The organism is Lysobacter brunescens (assembly GCF_042677005.1).
Lineage (GTDB): Bacteria > Pseudomonadota > Gammaproteobacteria > Xanthomonadales > Xanthomonadaceae > Lysobacter_I > Lysobacter_I brunescens.
The window spans coordinates 1,236,542-1,262,256 of the sequence record NZ_JBHTIF010000001.1 but is presented as its reverse complement, the minus strand read 5'-3'; the positions used below and the strand labels follow the sequence as shown (position 1 = coordinate 1,262,256).

Below are 25,715 nucleotides of genomic sequence, written 5' to 3'. Positions count from 1 at the left end.
TGGTCACTTGCGGGCGGGCTTGCCGTCGGCGTCGATGATCGAGACCTCGCCGAACTTGAGGTCGCGGACCGGCTTCTCGATCTGCTTGAGATCGCCGACCACCACCCAGGTCAGGGCCTCGGGGTCGATCGTCGCGGCGGCGGCCTTGATCTGGTCGACGGTGAGGCCTTCGACCTCGGCCTTGCGCTGGAAGACGTAGTCGTCGGGACGGTCGAAGCGGACGATGCCGCCCAGGGTGCCGAGCACGGCGCTGGCGGTCTCGTACGAACCCGGCAGGCCACGGATCTCGGTGGCCTGGATCTTCGCCACTTCCTCCGGCTTCGGCGGCGCCTTGCCGGTGGCGTACTCGGTGATCTCGCGACGCAGTTCCTTCAGCGAATCGGCGGTCTTGTCGATCTGCACCGCGGCGAAGGCCATCCACGGACGCTGGCCCAGCGCGCTGCTGGCCGAGCTGTACGAGCCGTAGGCCCAGTGCTTGTCCTCGCGCAGGTTCATGTTCAGGCGCGAGGAGAACTCGCCGCCGAGCACCGAATTGGCGATGTCGAACTTCACCGCGCCCGGGTCCTTGCTGGACGGGGCGAGCTGGCCGACGTAGATGTTGGCCTGCACCGCGCCGGGCTGGTCGATCAGGAACACGCGGGGCTTCTTCGGCAGGGCCACCGTGGGGATGGCGGCATTGCTGCGGCCTTCACCCTCGCCCTTCCAGTCGCCGAAGTGCTTTTCCAGCACCGGGACGATCTCGGCGAGCGTGGTGTCGCCGACGACGACCAGCGTCGCGCCTTCCGGACGCACCCAGCGGGCGTGGTAGGCGCGCAGGTCGGCGGCGGTGAGCGAGGCGATCGAGGCCTCGGTGCCGGTGCCGCTGAACGGGATGGCGTAGGGATGGCCTTCACCGTAGAGCAGCGGCGGCAGGACGCGCATCGCGGCACCGTTGGGACGGGCCTTTTCCTGGGCGATGCCGGCGATCCACGTCGCCTTCACGCGGTCCATTTCGGCCTGGTCGAAGCGCGGACGGCGCAGCATGTCGGCGAACAGCGCGACCGAACCGTCGAGATTCTTCTTCAGTGCGGACAGGCCGGCGCTGGTGCCGTCGAGGCTGGCGCCGGCGCCGAGGTTGGCGCCCAGCACTTCGGCGCGGTTGCCGAAGGCGATGGCGTCGTACTCGCCCGCGCCCTCGTCGAGCATGCCCATGGCGAAGCCCGAGGTGCCCAGCTTGCCGCCCTGGTCGGCGACGTAGCCGCCACCGAAGAGGTAGCTCATCTGCACCACCGGCACGCCGGGGCGTTCGGCGAGGATCACCTGCGTGCCGTTCTTCAGCGTGGCGCGCTGCAGCGAGGGGAATTTCAGGTCGGGGAATTCGCTGGGCACCTGCACGCCCTTCGAGCGGTCCACGCCGGTCTCGACCGTGCGGTACTTCTTGTCGACCGCCGGCAGGGCGAAGGGCTTGGGCGTGGCCGCCGGGTCTTCGGCCAGCGGGGTGCGCTCGCCCGGGAGGACGGTGAGGGTGTGGCTGCCCTTGCCGGTGCCCAGCCAGGTATTGCCGACAGCCTTCACCTGCGCCGCCGTGGTGGTCTCGATGGTCCGCAGGCTGGTGCGGAAGCAACCGGGGTTGCCCGTGTAGACGGTGCACTCGGCCAGCACGTCGGCCTTGCCGCCGAAGCCGCCGATGCGCTCGACGCCACGGATGAAGCCGGCCTCGACCACGGCGCGGGCCTGGTCGAGTTCGACCTGGGTCGGACCTTCGGCGAGCAGCTTCTTCAGCTCCTCGTCGATCGCGGCCTCGACCTTCGCCGGGTCCACGCCCTTCTTCACGGTCGCGACGATCACGAAGTTCGAGCTCAGCTGCGAGTAGTCGGCGCTGGCCGAGACGCTGTCGACCAGCTTGTCGTTGAAGAACAGGCGCTGGTCCAGGCGCGAGGCGCGGCTGCCGCCGAGCACCTGCGCGAACAGCGACAGGCGGTCGATGTCGACGGTGCCGGCCTGGGCCACGTTCCAGACGCGGTAGATGCGGGTCTGCGGCACCTTGTCGGTGAGGGTGGCGCGCGAATCGGCCTTCAGGGGCGCCACGTCGACCTTCGGCTGGGCCATGGTCGGGCCGGCCGGGATGTGGCCGAAGTACTTCGTGACCTTTTCCTTCGCGGTCGCCAGATCGATGTCGCCGGCGAGCACCAGCACGGCGTTGTTCGGGCCGTACCAGGCGCGGAACCAGGTCTTCACGTCATCCAGCGAGGCCGCGTTGAGGTCGGCCATCGAGCCGATGACGCTGTGGCCGTAGGGATGGGTCTTGGGGTACATCGCCTTGCCGAGGAGGTCCCAGACCTGGCCATAGGGCTGGTTCTCGCCCTGGCGCTTCTCGTTCTGGACCACGCCGCGCTGCTCGTCCAGGGTCTTCTGGTCGATCGCGCCGAGCAGGTGGCCCATGCGGTCGGACTCCATCCACAGCGCCATGTCCAGCGCGGTGGTCGGCACGTTCTGGAAGTAGTTGGTGCGGTCCTGGTTGGTGGTGCCGTTCTGGTCGGTCGCGCCGACCAGTTCGAAGGGCTCGAAGAACTCGCCCGGATGGTTCTCGGAGCCGTTGAACATCAGGTGTTCGAACAGGTGCGCGAAGCCGCTGCGGCCTTCCGGCTCGTCCTTGCTGCCCACGTGATACCAGACGTTCACCGCCACGATCGGCGCCTTGCGGTCGGTGTGGACCACCACGCGCAGACCGTTGGGCAGGGTGAAGCTTTCGTACGGGATGTCGACGCGCGGGCCGGCGGCGGTCTTGGCCAGGGCCGGGGCGGACATCAGCGAGGCGGTGCCGCCGAGGGCGGTGGCGAGCGCGAAGGCGAGCAGGCCGGCGCGGAACGTGCGGGCCATGCCGAGGCGGGCCGTACGGGCGCCGGTCTTGGATGCCGGCTTGATGGAGCGGGCGAGGGACATGCGGATCTCCTGCGAACGTGATCTGGGCAGCCGCGTGGTCCGGACAGGGCAGGCGGCGGCAACGGACAAACGCCGGCCTGCGGCCGCCCGGGCGGGCTTTGGACACAGGTCAGCGAGCGTTGCATGCTAGCGATCCGGCCCCGGGCTGGCACTAGGCCACAAGTCCCGGCTGCCACGCCCGACCGCCCACGCCCAGGAGCCCCGCATGGCACGACACGCCCTCGTCACCGGCGCGAACCGCGGCATCGGCCTTGAATGCGTCCGCCAGCTGCTGGCGCGCGGCGACCGCGTCGTCGCCACCTGCCGCCACCCCGGCAAGGCCACGGCCCTGAACACCCTGGCCGGCGAGTATCCGGGCCGCCTGCGCGTGCTGCCGCTGGACGTGGCCGTGGAGAAGTCGCGCGCCGAGCTGGTCCGCGAGCTGCCGCTGGTCTGCGAGCGCCTGGACCTGCTGGTCAACAACGCCGGCGTGCTGCACTCGGGCGAGCGTTTCGGCCACCTGTCGCAGGCGCTGCTGGAAGACAGCCTGCGCGTGAACGCCCTCGGCCCGCTGCTGCTGACCGAGGCCCTGGCGCCGGTCCTGGCCGACGGCGCGCGCGTGGCCAACATCTCTTCGATGATGTCCTCGCTGGCCACCCGCAGCGAATTCCGTTCGCCGGGCTACTGCATGGGCAAGGCCGCGCAGAACATGGCCACCGTGCAGCTGGCGCACGCCCTGCGGCCCCGCAGCATCGTCGTGCTGGCGCTGTGCCCGGGCTGGGTGCAGACCGACATGGGCGGCCCGGGCGCGCAGATCACCGCGACGCAGTCGGTCGAGGGCCTGCTGCGGGTGATCGACGCCGCCGGCATCGAGGACAGCGGCCGGTTCATCGACTGGCGCGGCGAAGCGATGGCCTGGTAGCGCATCCGCCGGCACCGGACGGCCCGTACCCACGGGCATGATCCGGACACTTCTCCTCGCCCTGCCCTGCCTGCTCGCCGTCCTGCCCGCCCACGCCACCCTGCTGGCCGTGGACGGCGATGCACGATCGCCCGACCGGTCCCGCCTGCTGTACCGGGAGAGCCACCTGATCCGCAAGGACGGCGACCGGCCGGTCGAACGACTGGTGCTGTATCGCTGCCCCGACGGCCGCGCCTTCGCGCGCAAGCGGATCGATTACCGCCGCTCCACGCTGGCCCCGGACTTCGAACTGGTCGATGCGCGCGGCCATCGCGAGGGCCTGCGCCGGCAGGGCGATCGCATCCTGGTGTGGAGCGGCGACGACGCGCCACGCGCGCTGTCGCCGCCGGGCGGGCCGCTGGTCGCGGATGCGGGATTCGACGAATACCTGCGCCGGCACTGGACCGCCGCGACTTCGGGCAAGCCGCAGGTGATCGCGTTCGCGGTGCCGTCCTACGGCCGCAGCCTGTCGTTCAAGGTGCGCGGCCAGCCGGCGCGCGATGCCGGCGACCCGCATCGCTTCGAACTGCGGCTGGACGGCCTGCTCGGACGACTCGCACCGCCGATCCGCGTCGAGTACGACGACCAGCGCCAGCTGCGCCGCTTCATCGGCCTGACCAACATCCGCGACGCGCGCGGGGACCAGATCGAAGCCGAGATCGTGTTTCCTTCGGCGCCACGCGCGGCCGATCCGCGCGAATGGCAGACCGCGTCCGGGGTGCCGTTGGCGACCTGCGCGCTGGGCGGCTGAGCGTCGCGGCGCACGGCACGGCCTGTAGCATGTCGCCACCCGTCGCCACGAATCGCGCACGCTCGACGCCGCCATGTTCCATGTCCTGCTGTACCAGCCCGAGATCCCGCCGAACACCGGCAACGTCATCCGCCTGTGCGCGAACACCGGCGCGCGCCTGCACCTGATCCGCCCGCTCGGATTCGAGATCGACGACAAGCACCTGCGTCGCGCCGGCCTGGACTACCACGAATACGCCTCGATGCAGGTGCACGATTCGCTCGACGAGGCGCTGGCGACGATCGCGCCGACGCGGCTGTTCGCGCTGAGCACGCGCAATTCGACGCGCTACGACCGCGTCGCGTTTGCGGCCGGCGACGCCTTCCTCTTCGGCCGCGAGACCAGCGGCCTGCCGGATGCCGTCCTCGCGACGATCCCGGACGAGCACCGCCTGCGCCTGCCGATGCAGCCGGGCAATCGCAGCCTCAACCTGTCGAACGCGGTGGCGGTGGTGGTGTTCGAAGCCTGGCGACAGGCAGGGTTCGCCGGCGCGTCGAGCTGAATCCCCGTTTCCATCCCGCGATCGCGACCACGTGATCCATGCCCCCTGAATGCACAACGGGCGGGCACCCGTCCCGGTGCCCGCCCGTTTTTCCCGGACCTCGCAGCGGCGAGGCCGTGACGTCACCTTCCGTGACGCCCGACGGTGCGCGCTTCGCCCGCCGGTGATGCCTTCAGCGCCGCTGGATCAGCGCTGGGTGTCGGACTTCGCCTGGCCCTTGCCATTCGATGCGAGGTAGGTCTTGTACTCCTCGCCGGTCAGGGCGCCGTCGGCATTGCTGTCAGCCTGGTCGAACACGGCCTGCAGCGACGGGATGTTGCTGGCCTCGTCCTTGCTCAGCGAACCGTTCTTGTCCACATCGAGATCGGACCAGGACTTCTTCGCCGGTGCTGCAGCCGGGGTGGCGGCGTCGGTGCTCTGCTGCGGCTGTGCTCCGGTCTCGCTGGTCGGCGGGGTCGTCTGCTGCGCGAACGCCAGCGGCATGGCGCAGGCGGCGGACAGGATGAGCAGGGCGGACAGGGATGCGCGGTTGCTACGGGTCATGTCGTTTCTCCAGTCAGGGGTCATGTCGAGCGGTTCGTGGATCGGGGGAAGAACCGTTCGGGACACACCATGCGAGCGACGCGATGAATCGATTCCACGCCGCGAACATGAACGCAACGCGCGCTTAACCAACACGCCGCCGTTTCGTGCGAAGCGAAGCGCGAAATCGTGATGTTCCGCAGGAAAAACCGCGCCATCGACGCGTTCATCACGCTGAATCGAACACAACCTTCACAGGTGATCGCGTCAACCTGCAGCTGCGATCACCGCATCGACCTCCGCCTGCACCGTCGGCCGCACCACGCGCGCGACTTCGACGCCGTCGCGCAGCAGCACCAGCGTGGGCCACAGCTTGATGCGGAACGAGCGGCCGAGCGGACGACCTGGGCCGTCCTCGATCTTGAGGTGACGGATGTCGGCCCGCGCGGCGAGCGTGGCTTCGAACAGCGGCTGCGCATCGATGCAGTGCGGGCACCACGGCGCGCCGAATTCGATCGCGGTCAGACCGGGCCAGGCATCGACCTCGACACGCGAGGGTTCGGCTGCGGCGAATTCTGCTGAATAGGGCATCGATGCGCGCTCCTGCTTGACCAGGCGCGCATGATGACCTGTCGCCGCCGTCAACGCGACGGCGCGGTGCGCGGTGGCCGCGCCTGCGGCACGGGCCGCGTCAGTGTCGCCGGTGACGTCGCGGACGGACGCGGGCGCAGCAGCGGCGCGGAGCCGGGCAGCTCGAACGGGCCGATCAGGCTGTCGATGTCGACCTCCTCCAGAGCGCCGATGTCCATCGTGAAATAGCCCTGCGGGATGCGCGCGCGACGATCGCCCGGCGCCAGCTTCGCGCGCGGTGGCGCGTCGTAGCGCACCGCCGGCAGCGGCCACGGCATCGGGAAGGCCTGCGGCGACGGCGGCCTGTTCGCGCCGGCGTTGCGCAGCGGGCTGTTCGGCGACGGACGCAGGTTGCGCTGGGCGACATCGCGGAACAGCGGATCGGTGCCGGTGACAGTGGATGTCCATTCCGGCGGGACGAAGGTCGCGGTCGACTGCACCCAGTTGCGCGTGCCGGACACGCTGCGCGCACCGCTCCAGGGCGTGGTGACGTACGGCGCGCATACCGGCGTCGAGGCCGTGGTGTTCTCGCGCAGGATCGCCGGCGCCGCACCGCCGGTCTGGAAGATCGCGTTGTTGTGCATCTCAACGCTGCCTGCGCCGAGCTGCACGTACACGGCGGTGGCCGCGCCGGGACGGTCGAAGAGGAAGGTGTTGCCGACCATGCGCACGCGGCCGTCGCTGGCACCGTTGAGGTCGCCGCCGATACGGATCGCGTGCGGCCAGCTGGTCGAGGTGTGGACGATGACGTTGTCGAGCAGCTCGGCGTCCTCGCGTCTCGTCGCGCGCGTCCAGCCGCTCGCCTGGGTCTCGCAATCGGGGCCGATCAGTTCGATTTCCTGGTAGACCGAACCCTCGAACCAGTTGGAATGGATCTCGGCGCGCTCGTGGCGGTTCTTCAGCAGGTTGCCGCCGTTGCCGCTGTGCACGTAGTTGTAGCGCATGCGGAACACCGAGCCCGGGTACGCCATCTCGTCGGACTGCATGTAGATCGGATGGCGCGTGCTGCCGCTGCCGGCGTCGTAGACCTCGCTGTATTCCAGCGTGAACGAACCCGAGTTGAGGTCCGCGCCGAGGATGCCGTGGCCCGGGCAGGCGTGGATCACGGCGTCGCGCACGGTGATGTCGTGGGCCTCGCTGAGGACGCAGGTGCTGGTGCCGCCGCGTACTTCGAAGCCTTCGAACACGACATGGTTCGAGCGCTGGAACTTGATGCTGTGCGTGCCGCCCGCAATCACCGGCCGGCTGGCGCCGGCGACGCGTCGCCAGCGGATGATCACCGGATTGCCGGACGCGCCGCCGTCGTCCTCGCCGACGATCACGCTGGTGTAGGTCGCGTTGCCGTCGACCTCGACGATGTCGCCCGGCGCGAGGTCGTTGCCGTTGAACACCGCCGACAGCTGCGTGTATTCGCGGCCCGCCGGGCCGACGGTGTAGGTGCGCGCCGACACCTGCGACGCGATGCACGCCAGGGCGAGGAACGACACTGCGGCGAGGGGATTGGACATGAGCGCTCCGTGACGCAGCCTGCGGACGATGTGCGGACCGTCGACGCCCCCCGCGCCAACGCCCGCAAGCATGGCACAGGCGATCCGGGCGTCCGTGAAGCGGATCACGCGACGGGCGGCGTATCCTGTGCGCCGACGACGGAAGGAAGCCCGCATGGACAAGGAACAGCCCGGAGACGCGTCCCGCGCGCAGGCACCGGCCTATCGGCTGTCGTTCGCGCATGCGGACGGCTTCCTGCGGGTCCAGGTTTCCGGCGACATCGACGCGCAGGACGTGCGCATCGCCTACTGGCGCGAGATCGTCGCGACCGCGCGCGAACGCGGCGAGCGCAGGCTGCTGGTGCTGGATCGCAAGAAGGGCACGCCGGCCACTCCGGACGAGCTCGCCGAGATGGCCGGCCTGTTCAGCGCCGATGCCGCGCATTTCGAGCGGATCGCGGTGATCGAGCCCACCACGGCCTTCCTGCCGGCGATGGAGCACGCCGAGATCCAGGGCCGCAGCGTCGGCATCAATGTCCGCATCTTCGGCGACGAAGCCAACGCCGAGCGCTGGCTGCTGTTCGGCACCGCCGACGATTGAGCCCGGCCCGGGTCCGGCCCTGCGCGCCTCCCCACGCCCCGCCCCCTGCCTTTCGGCCCATGTGACTAGGTGTTGTAGTTAACTACATTACCTGTGCACTTGGGGATGAAGGCCTGCCGTCGGCGGGTCGTCCGCATGGGGATGGGCTCATGACGCACTGCGCGCTTTCATTGGAATCAGTTACTTATCGTTATTCGAGCCGCCAGGCCGCCGTGAACGGCCTGGACCTGGACCTGGGGCCGGGCATCCTCGGCCTGCTCGGTCCGAACGGCGCCGGCAAGTCCACGCTGATGCGGATGCTGGCGACAATGACCCGGCCCAGCGCCGGGCGGATCACCTGGAACGGCATCGACATCGCCCGCGAACCCGACGCCCTGCGCACCAGTCTGGGCTACCTGCCGCAGGATTTCGGGGTCTACCCGGCGCTGAGCGCGCGCGAGTTCCTCGGCTTCCTCGCCGCGGTGAAGGGCCTGTCCGGGGCGAAGGCGCGCGACCGCGTCGACGCCTGCCTGTCGATGGTCGGCCTGGGCGACGCCGCCGACCGCCGCCTCGGCGATTTCTCCGGCGGCATGCGCCAGCGCGTCGGCATCGCCCAGGCGCTGCTGAACGATCCGGCCCTGTTGATCGTCGACGAACCCACGGTCGGCCTCGATCCGGAAGAACGCATGCGCTTCCGCCACCTGCTCACCGACCTGGCCGGCGAACGCCTGGTCATCCTCTCGACGCACATCGTCTCCGACGTGGAGGCCAGCGCGACCAGCATCGCGGTGATGACCACCGGCGAACTGCGCTTCCACGGCACGCCGGAACAGCTGATCGCCCGCGCCGAGGGCCATGTGTGGGAATGGACGATCGCACCGGAACGCCTGGCCGAGGTACGCCAGCGCTTCAAGCTCTGCGCATCGCTGCGCCGCCCGGACGGCATCCGCGTGCGCGTGCTGGCGGATCACGCACCCGATGCCGACGCGCAGTGCGTCGCGCCGGAACTGGAGGACGCCTACACCTGGCTGACCGGCGCGGAGGCGCACTGACATGGGCATGCTCGACATGAGCGCCTTCCAGCGCGTGTTCGCGATCCTGCTCGCCGACCTGCGCGAGCGGATGCGCACGCCGCGCTTCTGGGTGGTGCTCGCGGTGATGACCGCCGCGACCTGGTGGTGTTTTCCGCCGGTCGACGCGGGTTACAGCACGCTGTCGCTCGTCGACGGTTCGCGCGGCCGTTACTCCAGCGGCTGGATGGGCATGGGCCTGGGCCTGATCTACAGCAGCCTGCTGCTCAACCTCGTCGGCTTCTACCTGGTGCGCGGCACGCTGACCCGCGATTTCGAGACCCGCGTGTGGCAGCTGCTGGTCGCCACGCCAATGACGCGCGGCGGCTACCTGCTCGCGAAGTGGGCCAGCCACATGGTGGTGTTCGGCGCGATCATGTTGACCGGCGTGGTCGTCGCGCTGGTCGCGCAGTGGGTGCGCGCCGAAGACCGCCACATCGATCTCCTCGAACTGGTGAAACCGCTGCTGCTGCTCAGCGTGCCCAGCCTCGCGCTGACCGCGATGTTCGCGATCTGGTTCGACCTGGTGCCATGGCTGCGACGCACCGGCGGCAACGTGCTGTTCTTCATCGTGTGGACGACGATGCTGACGCTGTCGGTGGCCGGCCAGGACGGCAAGGGCCGACCCCAGCCGCAGGGCTGGACCAGCGATCCCAGCGGCATGATCGTCGCCGCGCGCGAGTTCAGCCGCGTGCGCGAGGCACAGACCGGCAAGGCGCTGCCGTTCGGGTTCAACCTCGGCGGGGATCGCGTCACCGAGACGTCCGAATTCTTCGACTGGCCAACGTGGCATCCCGAGGGCAAGCTCGTCGCGAGCCGCGCGCTGTGGCTGCTGCTCGCGATGCTGGGCACGCTGGCGGCAGCGCCGCTGCTGGACTGGGCCGCCGCGCGCGGTCTGGGCAAGACGAAGGCGCGCAGCGGGGGCGGACGCGCGCTGCGCTGGCTGCACCGCCTCTTCGACCGCGCGCTCGATCCCTTCGCGCGCGGACCGCTGGGCATCCTCGCCGTCGCCGAACTCAAGCTCGTCCTGCGCCAGCGCGCGTGGTGGTGGTGGCTCGCGGCGCTGGGCGTGATGGGTGCGCAATTCGGCGCACCCGAGGGCATGCGCGTCGGCCTGCTGCTCGCCTGGGTACTGCCGCTGGACGTGCTGGCGCGCGGTGTGCTGCGCGAACGCGACCACGGCACCGGTGCGCTGGTGTTCACCGCACCGAACGCGCTGCCGCGGCTGCTCGCCGCGCGCTTCCTCGTCGGCTTCGCGATGCTGCTCGCGCTGAGCCTGCCGGCGATGCTGCGGCTGGTCGCCAGCGAACCGCTGTCCGCACTCGCCGCGCTGGCCGCGATGCTGTCGATCACCAGCTGGGGCCTCTGCCTCGGCGCCCTGTGCCGCAACCCCCGCCCGTTCGAACTGCTGATGCTGTGCGTGGCCTATGTCTGCCTGCAGGGCGCGGCACTGCTCGCGGTGACCACGCAGCCGGCGTGGACCCTCACCGTGCACGCCATCGGCCTGCTGCCGGCCTGGCTGCTGCTGGCCTGGGCCTGGCCGCGACTGGCGCGACGTTGACGCTGCCGCCTGCGGATCAGTCCTTCGATGCCGGCCCGTCGGCCAGGTCGTCGAGGATCGGGCAGTCGGGGCGATCGTCGCCGTGGCAGCGCGTTGCCAGCGCATCGAGCGTGCGCTGCATCGCCTGCATCTGCGCGATCTTCTCGCCCAGCTCGCGCGAATGCGCGCGGGCCATCGCCTTCACCTCGGCGCTGGCCCGCGAGCGGTCGTCCCACAGACCGAGCAGCGCTTCGATCTGTTTGATCGAAAAGCCGAGATCGCGCGCCCGCTTGATGAAGCGCAACCGGTGCAGGTCCGCCTCGGCGTAGAGGCGATAGCCGGCGAAGGTGCGGCCGACCTCGGGCAGCAGGCCGATGCGTTCGTAGTGACGGATCATCTTCTGGCTGACGCCGGTGGACGCAGCGGCCTCGCCGATGTTGTGCAGGCCCTGGCCGCGCGCTTCGGCGAGTTCCGGACGTGGGCTGCGGGTGGTGCGTGCAGGCATGGCGACGACCTCAGGCGATGCGCCGCGGCGACCAGCGCCGCAGCAGCAGGGTGTTGGACACGACGCTGACCGACGAGAACGCCATGGCCGCGCCGGCGACCACCGGATCGAGCAGGCCCAGCGCGGCCAGCGGAATGCCGACGACGTTGTAGGCGAAGGCCCAGAACAGGTTCTGGCGGATCTTGCGCACCGTACGCCGCGACACGTCCAGCGCGTCGGCGACCAGGCCGGGCTCCGGGCGCATCAGGGTGATGCCGGCGGCGTGCATCGCCACGTCGGTGCCGGTACCCATCGCGATGCCGACATCGGCCGCCGCCAGCGCCGGCGCATCGTTGATGCCGTCGCCGACCATCGCCACGCGGCCATCGCGGGCCAGTGCGCGCACCGCATCGGCCTTCTGTTCCGGCAGCACGTCGGCGCGCACGTCGTCGATGCCCAGCGCGCGCGCGACCGCGCCGGCGGCACCGGCGTTGTCGCCGGAGATCATCACCGTGCGCACGCCGAGTCGGCGCAGTTCGGCGATGGCCTGCGCGGCGTGCGCGCGCGGCGGGTCGCGGAACGCGAGCAGGCCGTGCAGCTGCGGCGCGCTCTCGCCCGCCTCGCCAAGACCAGCCTCGCCCAGCCAGGACACCGTGCAGCCCTCGTGCGCCAACGCATCGGCGCGCGCGGCGAGCGGCGCGATGTCGATGCCGGCCTCGGCCATCATCCGCCGGCTGCCGAGCAGCAGCGCGCGGCCGTCGACCGTGCCGCGCAGGCCGCGACCGGCCACCGCGCGCACGTCGCGCGCCGTCGGCGCAGCGCCGTCACCCTCGCTGCATGCCGCGAACGCGGCCAGCACCGCCTTCGCCAGCGGATGTTCGCTGCCTTGCTGCAGCGACGCTGACCGCATCAGCAGGGCGTCGTCATCGCCATCCACCGCGACCTGCGCGACCAGCACTGGCCGGCCTTCGGTCAGCGTGCCGGTCTTGTCGAAGGCGACGGTACGCACCGCATGCGCGACTTCCAGCGCCTCGGCGTCCTTGATCAGGATGCCGGCGCGCGCGGCCACGCCGGTGCCGGCCATCACCGCGGTCGGCGTGGCCAGGCCCAGCGCGCACGGACAGGCGATGACCAGCACCGCCACCGCGTTGAGGATCGCCGTGTTCCAGTCGCCGGCGAACAGGCCCCAGCCGAGCAGGGTCAGCAGCGCCAGCACGACCACGACCGGCACGAACACCGCGCTCACGCGATCGACGAGCTTCTGGATCGGCGCCTTCGCCGCCTGCGCGTCCTCGACCAGCCGCACGATGCGCGCCAGTGCGCTTTCCGTGCCGACCGCCGTGGTGGTCACCGCGATCAAGCCCTCGCCGTTCACCGCACCACCGGTCACGCGGTCACCCACGCCCTTCGCCACCGGCAGCGATTCACCGGTGATCAGCGATTCGTCGGCATGCGTATCGCCTTCGAGCACGGTGCCATCGACCGGGATGCGTTCGCCCGGCCGCACGACCACCACATCGCCGACCACCACCTCGGCCGCGCGCACCTCGATCTCGCGACCGTCGCGACGCACGCGCGCATGCGTCGGACGCAGCGCCTGCAGCGCGCGGATCGCCTTGGTGGTCTGGCGCTTGGCGCGCGCCTCCAGCCACTTGCCCAGCAGCACCAGCGCGATCACCACGGCCGAGGCCTCGAAATACAGCGGCCGTTCGCCGTGGTGCGCAGGCCCCTGCCACAGGTGGAAGACGCTCAGCCCGTACGCGGCGGTCGTACCCAGCGCGACCAGCAGGTCCATGTTGCCGCTGCGTGCCTTCAGCGCGCCCCAGGCCGCACGGTAGAAGCGCGCGCCCAGCCAGAACTGCACCGGCGTCGCCAGCAGCAGCTGCAGCCAGCCCGGCAGCATCCAGTGCTTGCCGAACGGCAGCGCCAGCATCGGCAGCACCAGCGGCAGGGTCAGCACGATCGCGATGATCAGGTGCAGGCGTTCGCGATCCATGCGGCGCGGCGCATGCGCGGTATCGCTGGATGATGATGTTTCTGCCGCATCGTCCGGCAGCGACGCGACATAGCCGGCATCGGCGACGGCGGCGATCAGGCGCGCGATCAAGGCTTCGTCGTCACCGGCCGGCACGACCACCCGCGCGCGCTCGGTCGCGAGGTTCACGCTGGCATCGATCACCCCGGGCACCGCGCGCAGCGCACGCTCGACGCGCCCGACGCAGGATGCGCAGGTCATGCCGTCGATGCACAGCGCGATCTCGCCGCGCGTCACCGAGTAACCGGCGGCCTCGACGGCTTCGGCGAGCGTGCGGGCATCCACGGTGACGGGCCGCACGTCGGCGACATGGGTGACCGGATTGACGACGACGGCCTCGACGCCCGGCACGGCGCGCAGCGCGCGGTCGACGCGCCCGGCGCAGCTCGCGCAGGTCATGCCCTCGATCGACAAGCGCAGCGACGCCGCAGCGGGGGTGGAAGGAGGCAAGGATGCGGTGGACATGGCGGTCTCCGGTTCGGGTCCGCGACCAGCGTCGACCCTGCCATCATGGCAAGGTCAAGCCCGGCACGCGACCGCTTGACCCTGACACGGGGGCAAGCCCGACGCTGCACGGGCCGGCGACGCGCCGGCCCATTCACTCCCCCAGCGAGGACCCCATGAAATTCGAAGTCGAAGGCATGACCTGCGGACACTGCGCCCGCGCCATCACCCGCGCGATCCACACCCTCGACCCCGACGCCCGCGTCGATGTCGATCTCCCGCAGGGCATCGTCACCGTCGAAGGCGCGATCCTCGTCGACGCCGCTGCCGACGCGATCACGCACGCGGGCTACACGGTGCGGGAGCGGGGTGCGGGGTGAGCGCTCTACCCTGAGGGATTCAGCCCATCCACCCCGCGAACACCCCCAGCGGATGATGCGCGCGGGCGACGGAGATCATGAACAGAAAGACGGCGACCGCGCCGGCGAAGCACAGCGCTTTCGCACGTTGCGTGCGGGCGCGCTTGAGCGCGAAGGTGCCGAGGGCGATGTAGACGAACAGCAGCACGATCTTCGCGGTGAGCCAGCCGTTGGCGAACATCGCAACCGGCAGGATGGCGGCGAGCGCGAGCGCGGCGGCGAGCAGCACGCTGTCGATGGCGTAGCTGGTCAGGCGCACGGGTTTGCGCATGGGCCAGGCCGCGCCGGCCAGCACGCTGGTGCCGCGTGCGAAGAACAATGCGCCGCTGAGCAGCACGCAGGCAATGTGCAGGGTGCGCAGTTGCGGGTACCAGGCCAGCAGTCCGGATGGATCCATGTTCGATGCCTCGCGGAAACGTCACGACGCCCGCACATGCGGGCGCTGCATGGTCTCACGTCGCGGCAGCGGCGACGATCCGGTTCGGCCCCATGCGCTTGGCCTCGTACATGGCATGGTCGGCGCGCGCCAGCAGCGCGTCGAAACCTTCGCCCGTGCCGCAGGCGATGCCGATGCTCAGGCAGACCGACACTTCCAGGCCGTCCAGCGGGACGGTGGTCTGCATCGCGAGCGCGCGGATCTTCTCCGCGACCGCATGCGCGGCTTCGGACGTGGCGTTCGGCAGCAGCACCGCGAATTCGTCGCCGCCCAGGCGCCCGCAGATGTCGGAGCGGCGCAGCGCGGCGCGCATCAGGTCGGCGACATGGGCGAGCATGGCGTCGCCGACCGAATGGCCGTGACCGTCGTTGATGTCCTTGAAGTGGTCCAGGTCGATGACCAGGATCGCGACGCGACTGTCCTCGCGCGCGGCGAGCTGCATCAACGCGCGCGCGGCGGCGGTGAAGGCTCGGCGGTTGTTCAGGCCAGTCAGCACGTCGGTTTCGGCATGCCATTGCGCGATGCGGTTGGCTTCGCGCAACCGGTGCGTCTGGCGCACGCTTTCGTCCATGCGCGCGCCATAGGCGAACACGCTGCGCGTGGTGCTGACCGCGAACAGCACGCCGGCGACGGCGGCCCAGCGCGCGACGCTGTCGTCGGAGAAGAACAGCACCACCTCGATCGGCAGCAGCAGCAGGCCGATCACCAGGAGGGTGAAGCGCGGGAACAGGCCGTACGCCACCAGTGACGCGCCGGCCAGGCCGATCAGGAAGGAAAAGGTCACCAGGACCTGCAGCAGCGGCGCGTTCAGCACCAGCAGCGGCGCGCCGAGTCCCCACATCAGCGAAGACGCCAGGACGGTGATCGCGTAGCCGCGGAACCAGCTGGCCATGGCCGCAGCATCCGACCTGCGACCACGGTAGTGCAGCACCAGCGACAAGCGCACCAGCATGACCAGCGCGAACGTCGCCAGCCATGCGACGAGCCAGGCGTGCGATGCGCTGCTCCAGACGGCAGAGACCCAGAGCACGCCTGCGACCAGCGAACCGGCGAAGCTGTGGCTGGCCTCGCGGTGGAGAACGCGGATCTTGTCGATCCCGACTTCGCGCTCGACATCGAGCCGCGACGGGGGCGGTCCGCAGGCCGGGGCCTCGCCGACAGGACCGCCGTCGACGGGCGCGCCCTGCGCGGCCGGCGGCGCGGCGCGCGGCTCCACGGGGGACGGCTCGTTGGCGAGCGAGGACGGCATGTCGGGGGATGGCGTGGACCTTGAACGGTCCACACGATCAAGCAAGAAGCAGGCCATCCGTCCTGCAAGCGCATGATTCGGGCTGCCGATCAATCACTTGCAGGCGTCGCAATGGCTCCGCGCGCCTGGATCGCGTCGTCCCGTTGCGACCGAATGCGACGCGAACGAGTGCCCTCCGACGAGGCTCAGATCGCTCGCGAAAACCGCGGACGTTCGACCGGACGCTGCAGGTAGTGGTCGAAGCACATCGCGATGTTGCGCAGCAGCAGGCGCCCGCGCGCGGTCACTTCGATGCGGTCCTCGCCGATCTGCACGAGGCCATCGCTCGCCAGCGGCGCCAGCTGGGCCAGCGCATCCGCGAAATACGCGCGGAAGTCGATGCCGTAGCGACGTTCCAGCGCCGACGCCGGGATCTCGCCCTGGCACATCAGACGCTGGATCAGGTCGGCGCGCAGTTGGTCGTCCTCGGACATGAACATGCCGCGGAACACCGGCAGGCGACCTTCGTCCAGCGCGGTCTGCCAGCCCGGCAGGTCGCGCGGGTTCTGGCTGAAGCTGGTGCCGATATGGCTGATCGCGCTTACGCCCAGGCCGATCAGGTCGCTGTCGGCATGGGTGGTGTAGCCCATGAAGTTGCGATGCAGCCCGCCGCGCGCCTGAGCCTGCGCCAGTTCGTCGTCGGGCAGCGCGAAATGATCCATGCCGATGTACTCGTAACCGGCGGCGGTCAGCGTCTCGATGGCCAGCTGCAGCAGTGCGAGCTTGGTCTCGGCATCGGGCAGCAGGCGCGCGTCGAGCTGGCGCTGCGCCTTGAACATGTCCGGCAGGTGCGCGTAGCTGTACACCGCCAGGCGGTCCGGACGCATTGCGATCACCGTGTCCAGCGTGCGCCGGAAACCGTCGACGGTCTGGTTCGGCAGGCCGTAGATCAGGTCGATGTTGACCGAGCGGAAGCCATGCGCGCGGCAGGCATCGACCACGGCGCGGGTCTGCTCCACGCCCTGCACGCGGTTCACCGCGTCCTGCACCGCCGGGTCGAAGTCCTGCACGCCGAGGCTGGCGCGATTGAAGCCGGCCTGCGCCAGTTCGGCGATGTCCTGCGGCAGCACGGTGCGCGGATCGAGTTCGATCGAGATGTCTCGATCGGGCGCGTCGCTGAAGCGGAAATGCCGGCGCAGCACGTCGACCGTGCAGCGCAGCTGGGTCGCGCTGAGGAAGTTGGGCGTGCCGCCACCGAAGTGCAGCTGGATGACCTCGCGGTCGCGGTCGAACAGCGGCGCGATCGCCGCGATCTCACGGCACAGATGGGTCAGGTAGGCGTCGCCACGGCTGCGGTCGCGGGTGATGACCCGGTTGCAGCCGCAGTAGAAGCACGGGCTGAGGCAGAACGGCACGTGGACATACAGCGACAGCCGGCGCGGAATCGGGTCGCCGTTGCTGTCCTGGATGGCGCGCCGCAGTTCGGCCTCGCCGAAGTCCGGGCCGAACTGCGGCGCCGTCGGGTACGACGTGTAGCGCGGGCCGGGCCGGTCGTAACGGCGCAGCAGATCGGGGTCGAAGGTCAGTCGCGGCATCATGGCCGCAAGGTACGCACCGGGCGCGGGTCCGGCTTTGACTCAAATCAACCTGCGGCCGAAGGCGTCGCCGGCGGGGCAGTCAGGGTGTGCGCGGGCAGGCTGTGCGCAGGCACGTCCAGCTCGACCGACAGCGCCAGGTGGTCCGACCAGGCCGCCGGCACCGCGCGCATGTCGGCGCAGCGCAGGCCTTCGGAGAGCAGCACGTGGTCGATCGCGCGCTGCGGGCGCCAGCTGGGGAAGGTGTGTACGGCACAGGCCGGCGGCTGCAGGCGGGTGCGCTGGAATAGCAGCGCCATCTCCGGCTGGTCGATGGTGCAGTTGAAGTCGCCCATCAGCACGCTGTGCGGATGGTCCTGCAGCAGTTCGCCGATGAAGGCCAGCTGTGCGCGCCGCGAACCGGCGCCCAGCGACAGGTGCGCGACCGCGATGGTCAGGCTGTCGCGGTCGCGGCCGAAGCGCGCGACCAGCACGCCGCGACCGGCGATGCGGCCGGGCAGCGGATGGTCGCTGACCTCGGCCGGCTCGATGCGCGACAGCAGCGCGTTCGCGCTGGAGGCGACCACGCCGACCCGTCGCCCGGCGGTGCCGTTGCCGGCCACGCCCACGCTGCGGTTGGGCTGGTGGCTCCAGAAGTCGAAGCCCGCGCGCTCGGCAAGGTAGTGGGTCTGGTTGGTGAAGCCCGATCGCCAGCTGCCCGGGTCGCTTTCCTGCAGGCCGACGATGTCGTGCAGCGCGGCCAGCTCGGCGATGGCGTCCAGCGAGGCGCGCTTGTTGCCGGCCGGCAGCACGTGCGACCAGCTGCGGGTGGCGTAGTCGGTGTAGCGCCGGGTGCTGGCCCCGGCCTGGATGTTGGCGCTGAGCAGTTTCAGCCGCCGCGAATCGCTCGCGGCGGCATGGGCTGCGGCCGGTGTCGATGTCATGCCCGGCCGCTCCCGTTGCGGATCATGCGCGCGATGCGGATCAGGGCGTGGCCGGTGCAGCGGCGCCGCTGGCCTGGGCGCGCTCGAACGCGATCAGCGCATCGGCGACGCGCAGGCGGTCTTCGGCGCTGCGACCCAGCACGCGGTACTTGCCGTTGATGAAGATCGTCGGCGTGCTCGGGGTGGCACCGATCGACTGCGCGGCGAAATACTGCTTGGCCTTGTTGTACTTGCCGGTGACCGCGAAGCTCTTCATGTTGCCGGCGAAGGCCTTGGCATCGACGCCGAACTGCGAATAGAAGGCCGCGATCTCGGCATCGCTGTCCTCGCCGCGCTCGCCCTTGAGCTTGCCTTCGAGGTGGATCGCGTCGTAGACCTTCTCGTGGGCCTTCTCGGCGATGCCCATGGTCTGCGAGGCGTAGAACGCGCGGACGTACTGATCCCAGTTGCCGCCGAACGCCGCCGGCACGTAGGTGAAGCGCACGTCGGCCGGCAGGGTCTTCTTCCAGTTGCCGATCAGCGGCTGGAACGAGGCGCAGGCCGGGCAGACGAAGTTGAACATCTCGACCACTTCGATCTTGCCGTTGAGCGGCTCGAACGGCTGGCCGTTCTGGACGAGCTGGTAGTCCACGCCGAGCTTCAGACCCGGGACCGGGCCGTCGGCGGTGGCCAGCGGGGGCGTCGGGGCTGCGCCGGCTTCGGCGACGGCCGGATCGGCGACCACGGCATTCGGATCGTTGCCCGCAGCGGCAGCGGCAGCGGCGTCCTTCATCAGCTGTTCTTCGCTGACGGCGGTGTCGGTCGCGGCCGGCGCATCGGTGCTGGCGGCGTCGTCCTTGCCGGTGCACGCGGTCAGCGCGAGCGCGGCGAGCAGGGCGAACGGCAGGTATCGCTTCATCGGTGTCTCTCCTGTCGGAATGCGGTCGGTCTATCGAACGATGTGGAGCTGGGAATGACTGGGGAATGACGGGCTGTGCCGCGCGCGGACGCGGCGTCGCGGATCCGGCCGGCGATGCGCCGGGCAGAAGGAAATCAGGGTTTGGGCTTGGCCCGCTCCATCGCGACCAGGGCATCGACGATGCGCAGGCGGTCGGCGAGCGAACCGCCACGCACCACGTATTTGCCGTTGACCACCATGGTCGGCGTGCCCTTGACGCCGTTGGCCTTCATGAAGCCGCGGACGCGCGACATCTTCGCGGCGGTCTCCTTGGACTGCATCAGCGCGACCATGCGCGACTGGTTCAGACCCTTCTGCGCGAACCAGGTTCCCAGCTCGTCGACGGTGGGGCTGTTGCGCGGCAGCGTGCCGTCCTTGTGGATCGCGTCGAACAGCGCGTTGTGCACCTTCGGCAGCGCCTTGGCCGATTCGGCGGCGAAGTAGGCCAGCGCGTAGCTGTCTTCCGGGTCGAAGGCGACCGGCACGTAGGTGAAGGCGACATCGGCCGGCAGCTTCTTCTTCCAGGCATCGACCATCGGCTGGAAGTCGGCGCAGTGGTGGCACGTGTAGGCAAAGACCTCCGCCACTTCGATCTTGCCGTTGGCCGGCTGCCAGCGCTGGCCCTGCGGCAGCACTTCGTAGTCGCGGCCGGCCTGGACCGGGCCGGCGGGCGCCTGCGCGCAGGCGGTCAGCGGAAGGAGGAGCGAGAGCAGCAACCAGGCGAACAGACGCGGCATGGGCGGAAACCTGTGTCGGGGGAATGAAAAAACGCCGGCACAGAGGATGTCCGTGCCGGCGTCCGGATTCAAGCGCGAAACCTGTGGATTGCGATGCCGGACGCAGGCCCGGCGGCGCTTCAGCGTGCCTTCGCCGTCGCCGGCGCGCGGGCGTGCAGGCCCTGCATGTAGCTGGCCAGCGCCTGGATTTCCTCGTCGGTCAGCGGCTTGGCCACGGCGGCCATGATGTCGAAGTGGGCCTTCTCGGCGGCGGGCAGGGTGGTCACGCCGGCGCGGTATTCCTCGAGGCGACGCTTGCTGTACCAGGCCTGCTGGCCGCCGACGTGCGGATAGGCCGGGCCCGGGTTGCCGGCGCCGGTCGGGCCGTGGCAGGCCATGCAGGCCGGCACGCCGCGCTGCGGGTCGCCGCTGCGGTACAGCTTCTGGCCGACTTCGTAGAACTTCAGGCCCTGGTTCGGGCCCTGGGCGATCACGGTGTCGTCGGCGATGCCGGCGCCCGACTTCTGGGTGGCGTAGTAGGCGCCGATGTCGCGCATGTCCTGCGCGCTCAGGGCGGCGGCGAAGGGCTGCATGATCGCGTTCGCGCGGTGGCCGCTCTTGAACAGCGCCAGCTGGGTGGCGATGTAGCGCTCGCTCTGGCCGGCGATGCGCGGGTAGAGGGTCGGATCGGCGGTCGAATTGCCGTCCAGGCCGTGGCAGGCGGCGCAGGCGCCGGCCTTGGCGGCACCGGCCTTGGCATCGCCGCCCTTGGCCTTTGCCAGTTCGGTCAGCACGGACGCGTCCAGCGGCGCGGTCTGGACCGGCGCGGCTTCGGGCACGGGGGTGACCGTGGTCTGGGCGATGGCGGCGGCCGCCGCGACCGCGAGGACCGCGAGGCCGGCGAAACCGAAGGCACGTGCGTGACGCATGCTCAACACTCCAAGAAGACGGGACGCGGGGCCGGCAGGACCGACCGCAGGCCGAAACCGTGGAATTATCGTCGCGGCACCGGGGCCGGTCAAACCGGGCCGGCCGGGCTTGCCGGTCGTGCGATGCTATGGCGATGGTCACCCCTCCCAATCCCTTCGTCCGCGCCGGCTACCTGCTGGCCGCCCATACGCCCCGCCAGCTGCCGCCGGACGGCGGTTTCGAGGTCGCGTTCGCCGGCCGCTCCAATGCCGGCAAGTCCAGCGCGCTCAACGCCCTGTGCCAGCAGAACGCGCTGGCCCGGGTCTCGAAGACGCCCGGCCGCACCCAGCAGCTGGTGTTCTTCGAGCTGCCGCCGCACGAGGGCAAGTTCCTCGTCGACCTGCCCGGCTACGGCTACGCCAAGGTGCCGCAGGACCTGCAGGCGCACTGGCAAGCCTTCCTCGACCAGTACTTCCGCACCCGCCAGGCCCTGAAGGGATTGGTGGTGGTGATGGACATCCGCCATCCGCTGAAGGACTACGACCGGCACATGATCGCCTACGCCGCCGAGCGCGGCCTGCCGGCCCACGCCATCCTGACCAAGGCCGACAAGCTCGGCCGCGGCGCCGCCGGCAACACGCTGATGGCCGTGCGCAAGGACCTGCAGGCCCAGTACGGCGACACCGTCAGCGTGCAGACCTTCTCCGGCGAATCGAAGGCCGGCGTGGACGAACTGCGCAGCGTGGTCGCCGGCTGGCTGGGCATCGGCAGACCCGCAGCTTGACGCCCGTCGCGATGCGACGTTAAGAAGACCACGCCTTTTCCCCCGAAGGACCCAGAGGATGTTCCCCCTCCAGCCCCCCGGCAGGCGCCGTCGCGCGATGGCTGCCCTGACCGCATTGCTGTCGATGTCGCTGGCCGCCTGCAGCAGCGGCGACGCACCGGCCCAGCCCGCCGCCCCCAGCAAAGACACGCCCGCCTCCCGACAGGACGTTCCGCCCGTGACCACTCCCGCCCCGCCGAAGATGGCCGCGCAGCCGCCGTCGCCCAGCAGCATGCTCTACCTCATCTACCAGAAGGACGGCGATGGCGCGCTGTCGTACGAAGTCGACGACGGCGCCGTCGCGACCTGGTGGTTCGGCCATTCGTTCGATCTGGGCGGGAAGCACTGGTACACCGGCTTCGCGTACAACACGCCCGAGGTCTACGGCCCGAAGGACGAGAACGCGGTGCCGGCGCCCGGCAGCAAGGTCAACATCACCGCGGCGACGCTGTTCAAGGACAGCGCCGGCTCGGAGAAGGAATGGACCATCGACGGCGCGTATCCCACGATCGGCGAGTTCGGCGCCTACGAGCGGGCCGGCGAAATCGACAAGACGCGCAAGATCGAAAGCCGCGAGACCGGCGACGGCCGCATGGTGCTGGCGGTGCCGGTCACCTTCTTCGCCAATGGCGTGGATTCGGCGTCCTATGAAATGTTCCTCTTCGACTCGGCCGACCTGCAGCTCGAAGCCAATGCCGGCAGGCAGCGCTGGACCTACATCGGCAACATCGCCGCAGGCGAGGACAACGATGCCGATTGCGGCCAGGAGCCGGGCGATCGCGCCTGCTACCAGACCAAGGGCACGCTGAGCTTCGGCACCCCCGGCGACGGCGGCCTGCCGACGATCCGCATCGCGATGAGCGGCACCGGCACCGAAGCCGCGAGCGGCGTCACCGAATATCGCTACGACACCGCCGGCAAGCAGTACCAGCCCGCACCCTGACGCCGCACCGGCCGACGGACGGGCGTCCCGACCGCTGCCCACGCGACCCGGGATTGCTAGACTTCACCCCGCGCGCCGGCCTGGTCCGGCACGCAGGCAGTTCTGTTGACTGACCGTAGAGGGCTCATGGAGGAGTCCGGTCGACACCCATGCCGGGCGGCCCTTCGGGGACGTCCGGGCGTTGTTTCATGGTCGACCACATGCAGAGGGTCCACGGACGGATCCGGTTGACGCGCCGTGGCGGCGACACCGCCACGCCCAACCTCACGGACAGCACACACATGCCACGCGATTACAGCAAGACCGAAGTCCTCGACATCATCGAGAAGGAAGCCAAGGAACGCGGCATCCCCCGCGACGATTTCCTCCGCTTCGCCTACATCGAAACCGGCGGCAGGTTCGACGAGACCGCCAGCCGCGGCCCGAACGGCGCCAAGGGCCTGTTCCAGTTCGTCCCGGACACCGCCCGGGCCTACGGCATCGCCGGTCGCGAGCTGGACCCCGTCGCGAACACCGATGCCGCCGCACGCCTCTACCTCGACAACCGCCAGGCACTGGTCAACCGCCACGCCCGCGACGGACGTCCGTACCTGTCGGGCAGCGCGCAGCCCGACGGCCTCGACATGTACCTTGCGCACCAGCAGGGCGCCGCAGGCTACCGCTCGATCCAGACCGCGATCGCGACCGGCGAGTTCGGCCGCGACGATACGCGTCGCAACATCCTCAACAACATCAGTTCGCGCGACTTCGAGAAGGTGACCGGTCGCAAGTACGAATCGCTGTCGTCGATGTCGGACCGCGACCTCGCGACCAGCTTCACCACCTATTGGGATCGCAAGTTCGATCGCATCCAGATCCCGGAAAAGAACATCGGTCCGGCCACGCAGGCGAACACGCCTTCGCAGGCCACGCCCGCGCAGACCGCGCCGACGCAGACACCTGCCCAGACGCCGCTGCAGAACCGCCCCGCGCAGGAAGCCGGCAAGGGCATCGAGCTCAACGACGCGCACGCGCTCACGCTGAAGTACGACCACGTGAAGTACGCGATGAGCGGCAAGATCGCCGGCGTCAGCGGCAAGAACCCGGACCAGGGTTACGTCGATTGCTCGGGCTGGGTCGCGACGATGCAGAACGCGACCATGGCCGAGATCAATCGAGAAGCCGGGCGCGAAGTGTTCTCCCGCGCCGATCGCTTCAGCCTGGGCAACGACGGCGCTGCGATGATCGTGCAGAAGGCCGAGCAGCGCTCCGGCGTGATGCTCACCGGCGCGCAGGTCACGCGCGGCGCGCTGAAGGAAGGCATGATCATCGGCGAGGACAACGGCCCGACCAAGTGGGACGGCGGCCGCTACAAAGGCATCGACCACATCGTGATGGTCGTGCGCGACCCGAAGAGCGGCGAGCTGATGGTCAGCCAGTCGCGCGGCGGCGAAGGCGTGGAGCTGAGCTCGCTCGACCGCTACCTGGAGCGCAAGCAGGCGAACGGCGTGAAGCTCTACGCCACCGATCCGCTCGCCGAAGCGCGCACGCTGCTGCAGGATCGCAACCAGTCGCAGACGCAGGGCGGCGCACAGCGCGCGGCGCAGCCGGCGGATGCGCTGGCCGACGGCGTGCTCAAGCGCGGCGAGGACGGCGCAGCGGTGAAACACCTGCAGGCACAGCTGTCCACGCTGGGCTACAAGCGCCAGGACGGCCAGCCGTTCAACGCCACCGGCCATTACGGCGAGAACACCGTCGCGGCGGTCGCGGCCTTCCAGAAGGCCAATGGCCTGCCGGCCACCGGCGACGCCGACAGGGCCACGCGGCAGGCGATCGAAGTGCAGTGGAACCAACAGCGCACGCCGACGCAGGCGGCGCCTGCCGAGACCACGCCAGCGAAGCCGGCGCCGACACCCGCGCCGACGCAGCCGAACGCAACACCGTCTTCGCTGGCCAGCCCGCAGCATCCGGACCACGCGCTGTACAAGCAGGCGCTGTCGAACCTCGAACAGCTCGGTCCCGGTGGCGGATTCAAGTCGCGAGAGCAGATGGAACAGGCCGCAGGCGCGCTGGCGGCGGACGCCAAGGCCACCGGCCTCAGCCGCATCGACCATGTCGGCCGCAGCAACAACGGCCAGGGCTTCCTGATCGCGGTGCAGGGCGTGAACGGCGACCCCTCGCACCCGGCCGCGAAGCACGCGTACATCGACTACACGCAGGCGACCACGCAGACGCTCGAACAGAGCACGCGCATGGCCGATGCCAAGTCGACGGAAGCGCCGCAGGTCGCGCAGCAGGCGCAGGAAACACAGCGACGCGGGCCCTGATCCGGGCGCTTTCCTCTCTCGACCTTCCCGGGCGCATGCGCCCGGGAAGCGTCATCCGGCCGCGCGGCGCAGCAACAACGCGTAGCCGATCACGCCGACGACGAGGATTGCGACGAACAGCAGCAGGCGCCTCACCGCGATCGCCTGTGTCTGCACCGAGGTCGGCTCACCGGCACCGGTCGCGTCCAGGTCTTCACCGTCCAGGTCATCGTCCTCGAACCCCACCGGCTCGCTGGATTCCCAGTCGTCGACGACCAGGCGCGCCGCTGCGACATGCGCATCGGGCACGCGCACGAGGACTTCGGTGTTCGCCGGCAGCTCGCCGACCGCGCCCTGCAGGAATTCGCCCTGGACGAAGGCCGGAATGCCCTCGGCTTCCATCATCTGGCGGATCAGGTGGGCATCGGAGAGGTTGGCGGCGCGGTAGACGATCTGCATCGGGGCGCTCCTCTTGGCCACAGGTGGACGGACATGACAGCCAGCATACCCTCGACGCCTGTCGATCATCCGTTCGCACGCTCCCCGCAGCAGGGC

Annotated in this window: 24 protein-coding genes; 10 read left to right on the top strand and 14 right to left on the bottom strand. The window is 70.0% G+C overall.

From position 1 onward, the window contains the following. Window positions 1–3 precede the first annotated feature (3 nt). Window positions 4–2,859: a M16 family metallopeptidase gene (locus ACFQ0E_RS05395; protein ID WP_386824045.1), complete on the bottom strand. Its 2,856-nt coding sequence runs from the start codon at window positions 2,857–2,859 to the stop codon at window positions 4–6. Between the two features lie 268 nt (window positions 2,860–3,127). Between ACFQ0E_RS05395 and ACFQ0E_RS05390 the strand changes: the two genes are divergently transcribed. The 3 genes from ACFQ0E_RS05390 (at window position 3,128) to ACFQ0E_RS05380 (ending at window position 5,154) form a co-directional block, all read left to right on the top strand. Further along, window positions 3,128–3,823 carry an SDR family oxidoreductase gene (locus ACFQ0E_RS05390; RefSeq protein ID WP_386822654.1) on the top strand — a complete coding sequence of 232 codons (696 nt, stop codon included), beginning with the start codon at window positions 3,128–3,130 and terminating at the stop codon, window positions 3,821–3,823. Window positions 3,824–3,860: 37 nt separating this feature from the next. Then, a complete protein-coding gene (locus ACFQ0E_RS05385; protein WP_386822653.1) occupies window positions 3,861–4,613 on the top strand; it encodes a hypothetical protein in 753 nt (250 codons plus the stop codon). Between the two features lie 73 nt (window positions 4,614–4,686). Further along, entirely contained in the window at window positions 4,687–5,154 is a 468-nt protein-coding gene (locus ACFQ0E_RS05380; protein WP_386822652.1) for a tRNA (cytidine(34)-2'-O)-methyltransferase, read from the top strand. Between the two features lie 186 nt (window positions 5,155–5,340). On the opposite strand, the gene ACFQ0E_RS05375 is transcribed toward ACFQ0E_RS05380, so the two are convergent. From ACFQ0E_RS05375 to ACFQ0E_RS05365, 3 genes are all read right to left on the bottom strand, one after another. Then, on the bottom strand, window positions 5,341–5,697 hold the full coding sequence (locus ACFQ0E_RS05375; protein WP_386822651.1) for an EF-hand domain-containing protein: 357 nt from the start codon (window positions 5,695–5,697) through the stop codon (window positions 5,341–5,343). 246 nt (window positions 5,698–5,943) lie between these two features. Next, a complete protein-coding gene (locus tag ACFQ0E_RS05370) occupies window positions 5,944–6,267 on the bottom strand; it encodes a thioredoxin family protein (RefSeq protein ID WP_386822650.1) in 324 nt (107 codons plus the stop codon). A 50-nt stretch (window positions 6,268–6,317) separates the two neighbouring features. After that, window positions 6,318–7,814 (bottom strand): hypothetical protein, encoded by a 1,497-nt coding sequence (locus ACFQ0E_RS05365; protein WP_386822649.1) that lies wholly within the window; start codon window positions 7,812–7,814, stop codon window positions 6,318–6,320. 154 nt (window positions 7,815–7,968) lie between these two features. Here ACFQ0E_RS05365 and ACFQ0E_RS05360 point away from each other — a divergent pair, with 154 nt between their 5' ends. From ACFQ0E_RS05360 to ACFQ0E_RS05350, 3 genes are all read left to right on the top strand, one after another. Continuing rightward, window positions 7,969–8,394: a SpoIIAA family protein gene (locus ACFQ0E_RS05360; protein ID WP_386822648.1), complete on the top strand. Its 426-nt coding sequence runs from the start codon at window positions 7,969–7,971 to the stop codon at window positions 8,392–8,394. Window positions 8,395–8,543: 149 nt separating this feature from the next. Continuing rightward, entirely contained in the window at window positions 8,544–9,425 is an 882-nt protein-coding gene (locus tag ACFQ0E_RS05355; protein WP_386822647.1) for an ABC transporter ATP-binding protein, read from the top strand. 1 nt (window position 9,426) lies between these two features. After that, on the top strand, window positions 9,427–11,004 hold the full coding sequence (locus ACFQ0E_RS05350) for an ABC transporter permease (RefSeq protein ID WP_386822646.1): 1,578 nt from the start codon (window positions 9,427–9,429) through the stop codon (window positions 11,002–11,004). A 16-nt stretch (window positions 11,005–11,020) separates the two neighbouring features. Here the strand turns inward: ACFQ0E_RS05350 and cueR are convergent, their stop codons facing one another. Then, window positions 11,021–11,488 carry a Cu(I)-responsive transcriptional regulator gene (gene cueR, locus ACFQ0E_RS05345; protein WP_386822645.1) on the bottom strand — a complete coding sequence of 156 codons (468 nt, stop codon included), beginning with the start codon at window positions 11,486–11,488 and terminating at the stop codon, window positions 11,021–11,023. Between the two features lie 10 nt (window positions 11,489–11,498). After that, window positions 11,499–13,967, bottom strand: coding sequence for a heavy metal translocating P-type ATPase (locus ACFQ0E_RS05340; protein ID WP_386822644.1), 2,469 nt, complete (start codon window positions 13,965–13,967; stop codon window positions 11,499–11,501). 155 nt (window positions 13,968–14,122) lie between these two features. On the opposite strand from ACFQ0E_RS05340, the gene ACFQ0E_RS05335 reads away from it, so the two are divergent. Further along, on the top strand, window positions 14,123–14,326 hold the full coding sequence (locus ACFQ0E_RS05335) for a heavy-metal-associated domain-containing protein (protein WP_386822643.1): 204 nt from the start codon (window positions 14,123–14,125) through the stop codon (window positions 14,324–14,326). Window positions 14,327–14,345: 19 nt separating this feature from the next. On the opposite strand, the gene ACFQ0E_RS05330 is transcribed toward ACFQ0E_RS05335, so the two are convergent. The 7 genes from ACFQ0E_RS05330 to ACFQ0E_RS05300 form a co-directional block, all read right to left on the bottom strand. After that, entirely contained in the window at window positions 14,346–14,762 is a 417-nt protein-coding gene (locus tag ACFQ0E_RS05330; RefSeq protein ID WP_386822642.1) for a SirB2 family protein, read from the bottom strand. A 55-nt stretch (window positions 14,763–14,817) separates the two neighbouring features. Continuing rightward, window positions 14,818–16,050, bottom strand: coding sequence for a GGDEF domain-containing protein (locus tag ACFQ0E_RS05325; protein ID WP_386822641.1), 1,233 nt, complete (start codon window positions 16,048–16,050; stop codon window positions 14,818–14,820). Between the two features lie 185 nt (window positions 16,051–16,235). After that, the gene (hemN, locus tag ACFQ0E_RS05320; RefSeq protein ID WP_386822640.1) at window positions 16,236–17,627 is read right to left on the bottom strand and encodes an oxygen-independent coproporphyrinogen III oxidase; all 1,392 of its coding nucleotides are present in this window, start codon (window positions 17,625–17,627) and stop codon (window positions 16,236–16,238) included. 44 nt (window positions 17,628–17,671) lie between these two features. Beyond that, entirely contained in the window at window positions 17,672–18,490 is an 819-nt protein-coding gene (locus ACFQ0E_RS05315) for an endonuclease/exonuclease/phosphatase family protein (RefSeq protein WP_386824043.1), read from the bottom strand. Between the two features lie 97 nt (window positions 18,491–18,587). Continuing rightward, complete coding sequence (locus ACFQ0E_RS05310; RefSeq protein WP_386822639.1) at window positions 18,588–19,445, bottom strand: thiol:disulfide interchange protein DsbA/DsbL; 858 nt, start codon at window positions 19,443–19,445, stop codon at window positions 18,588–18,590. A gap of 134 nt (window positions 19,446–19,579) precedes the next feature. Further along, window positions 19,580–20,221 carry a thiol:disulfide interchange protein DsbA/DsbL gene (locus tag ACFQ0E_RS05305; protein ID WP_386822638.1) on the bottom strand — a complete coding sequence of 214 codons (642 nt, stop codon included), beginning with the start codon at window positions 20,219–20,221 and terminating at the stop codon, window positions 19,580–19,582. A gap of 119 nt (window positions 20,222–20,340) precedes the next feature. Then, window positions 20,341–21,129 (bottom strand): c-type cytochrome, encoded by a 789-nt coding sequence (locus ACFQ0E_RS05300; RefSeq protein WP_386822637.1) that lies wholly within the window; start codon window positions 21,127–21,129, stop codon window positions 20,341–20,343. 134 nt (window positions 21,130–21,263) lie between these two features. On the opposite strand from ACFQ0E_RS05300, the gene yihA reads away from it, so the two are divergent. The 3 genes from yihA (at window position 21,264) to ACFQ0E_RS05285 (ending at window position 25,181) form a co-directional block, all read left to right on the top strand. Then, window positions 21,264–21,893 (top strand): ribosome biogenesis GTP-binding protein YihA/YsxC, encoded by a 630-nt coding sequence (gene yihA / locus ACFQ0E_RS05295; RefSeq protein WP_386822636.1) that lies wholly within the window; start codon window positions 21,264–21,266, stop codon window positions 21,891–21,893. 217 nt (window positions 21,894–22,110) lie between these two features. Beyond that, entirely contained in the window at window positions 22,111–22,875 is a 765-nt protein-coding gene (locus ACFQ0E_RS05290) for a hypothetical protein (protein WP_386822635.1), read from the top strand. Between the two features lie 281 nt (window positions 22,876–23,156). Then, complete coding sequence (locus ACFQ0E_RS05285) at window positions 23,157–25,181, top strand: XVIPCD domain-containing protein (RefSeq protein ID WP_386822634.1); 2,025 nt, start codon at window positions 23,157–23,159, stop codon at window positions 25,179–25,181. A 51-nt stretch (window positions 25,182–25,232) separates the two neighbouring features. Here the strand turns inward: ACFQ0E_RS05285 and ACFQ0E_RS05280 are convergent, their stop codons facing one another. Further along, window positions 25,233–25,619 carry a putative signal transducing protein gene (locus tag ACFQ0E_RS05280; protein ID WP_386822633.1) on the bottom strand — a complete coding sequence of 129 codons (387 nt, stop codon included), beginning with the start codon at window positions 25,617–25,619 and terminating at the stop codon, window positions 25,233–25,235. Between the last annotated feature and the right edge of the window lie 96 nt (window positions 25,620–25,715).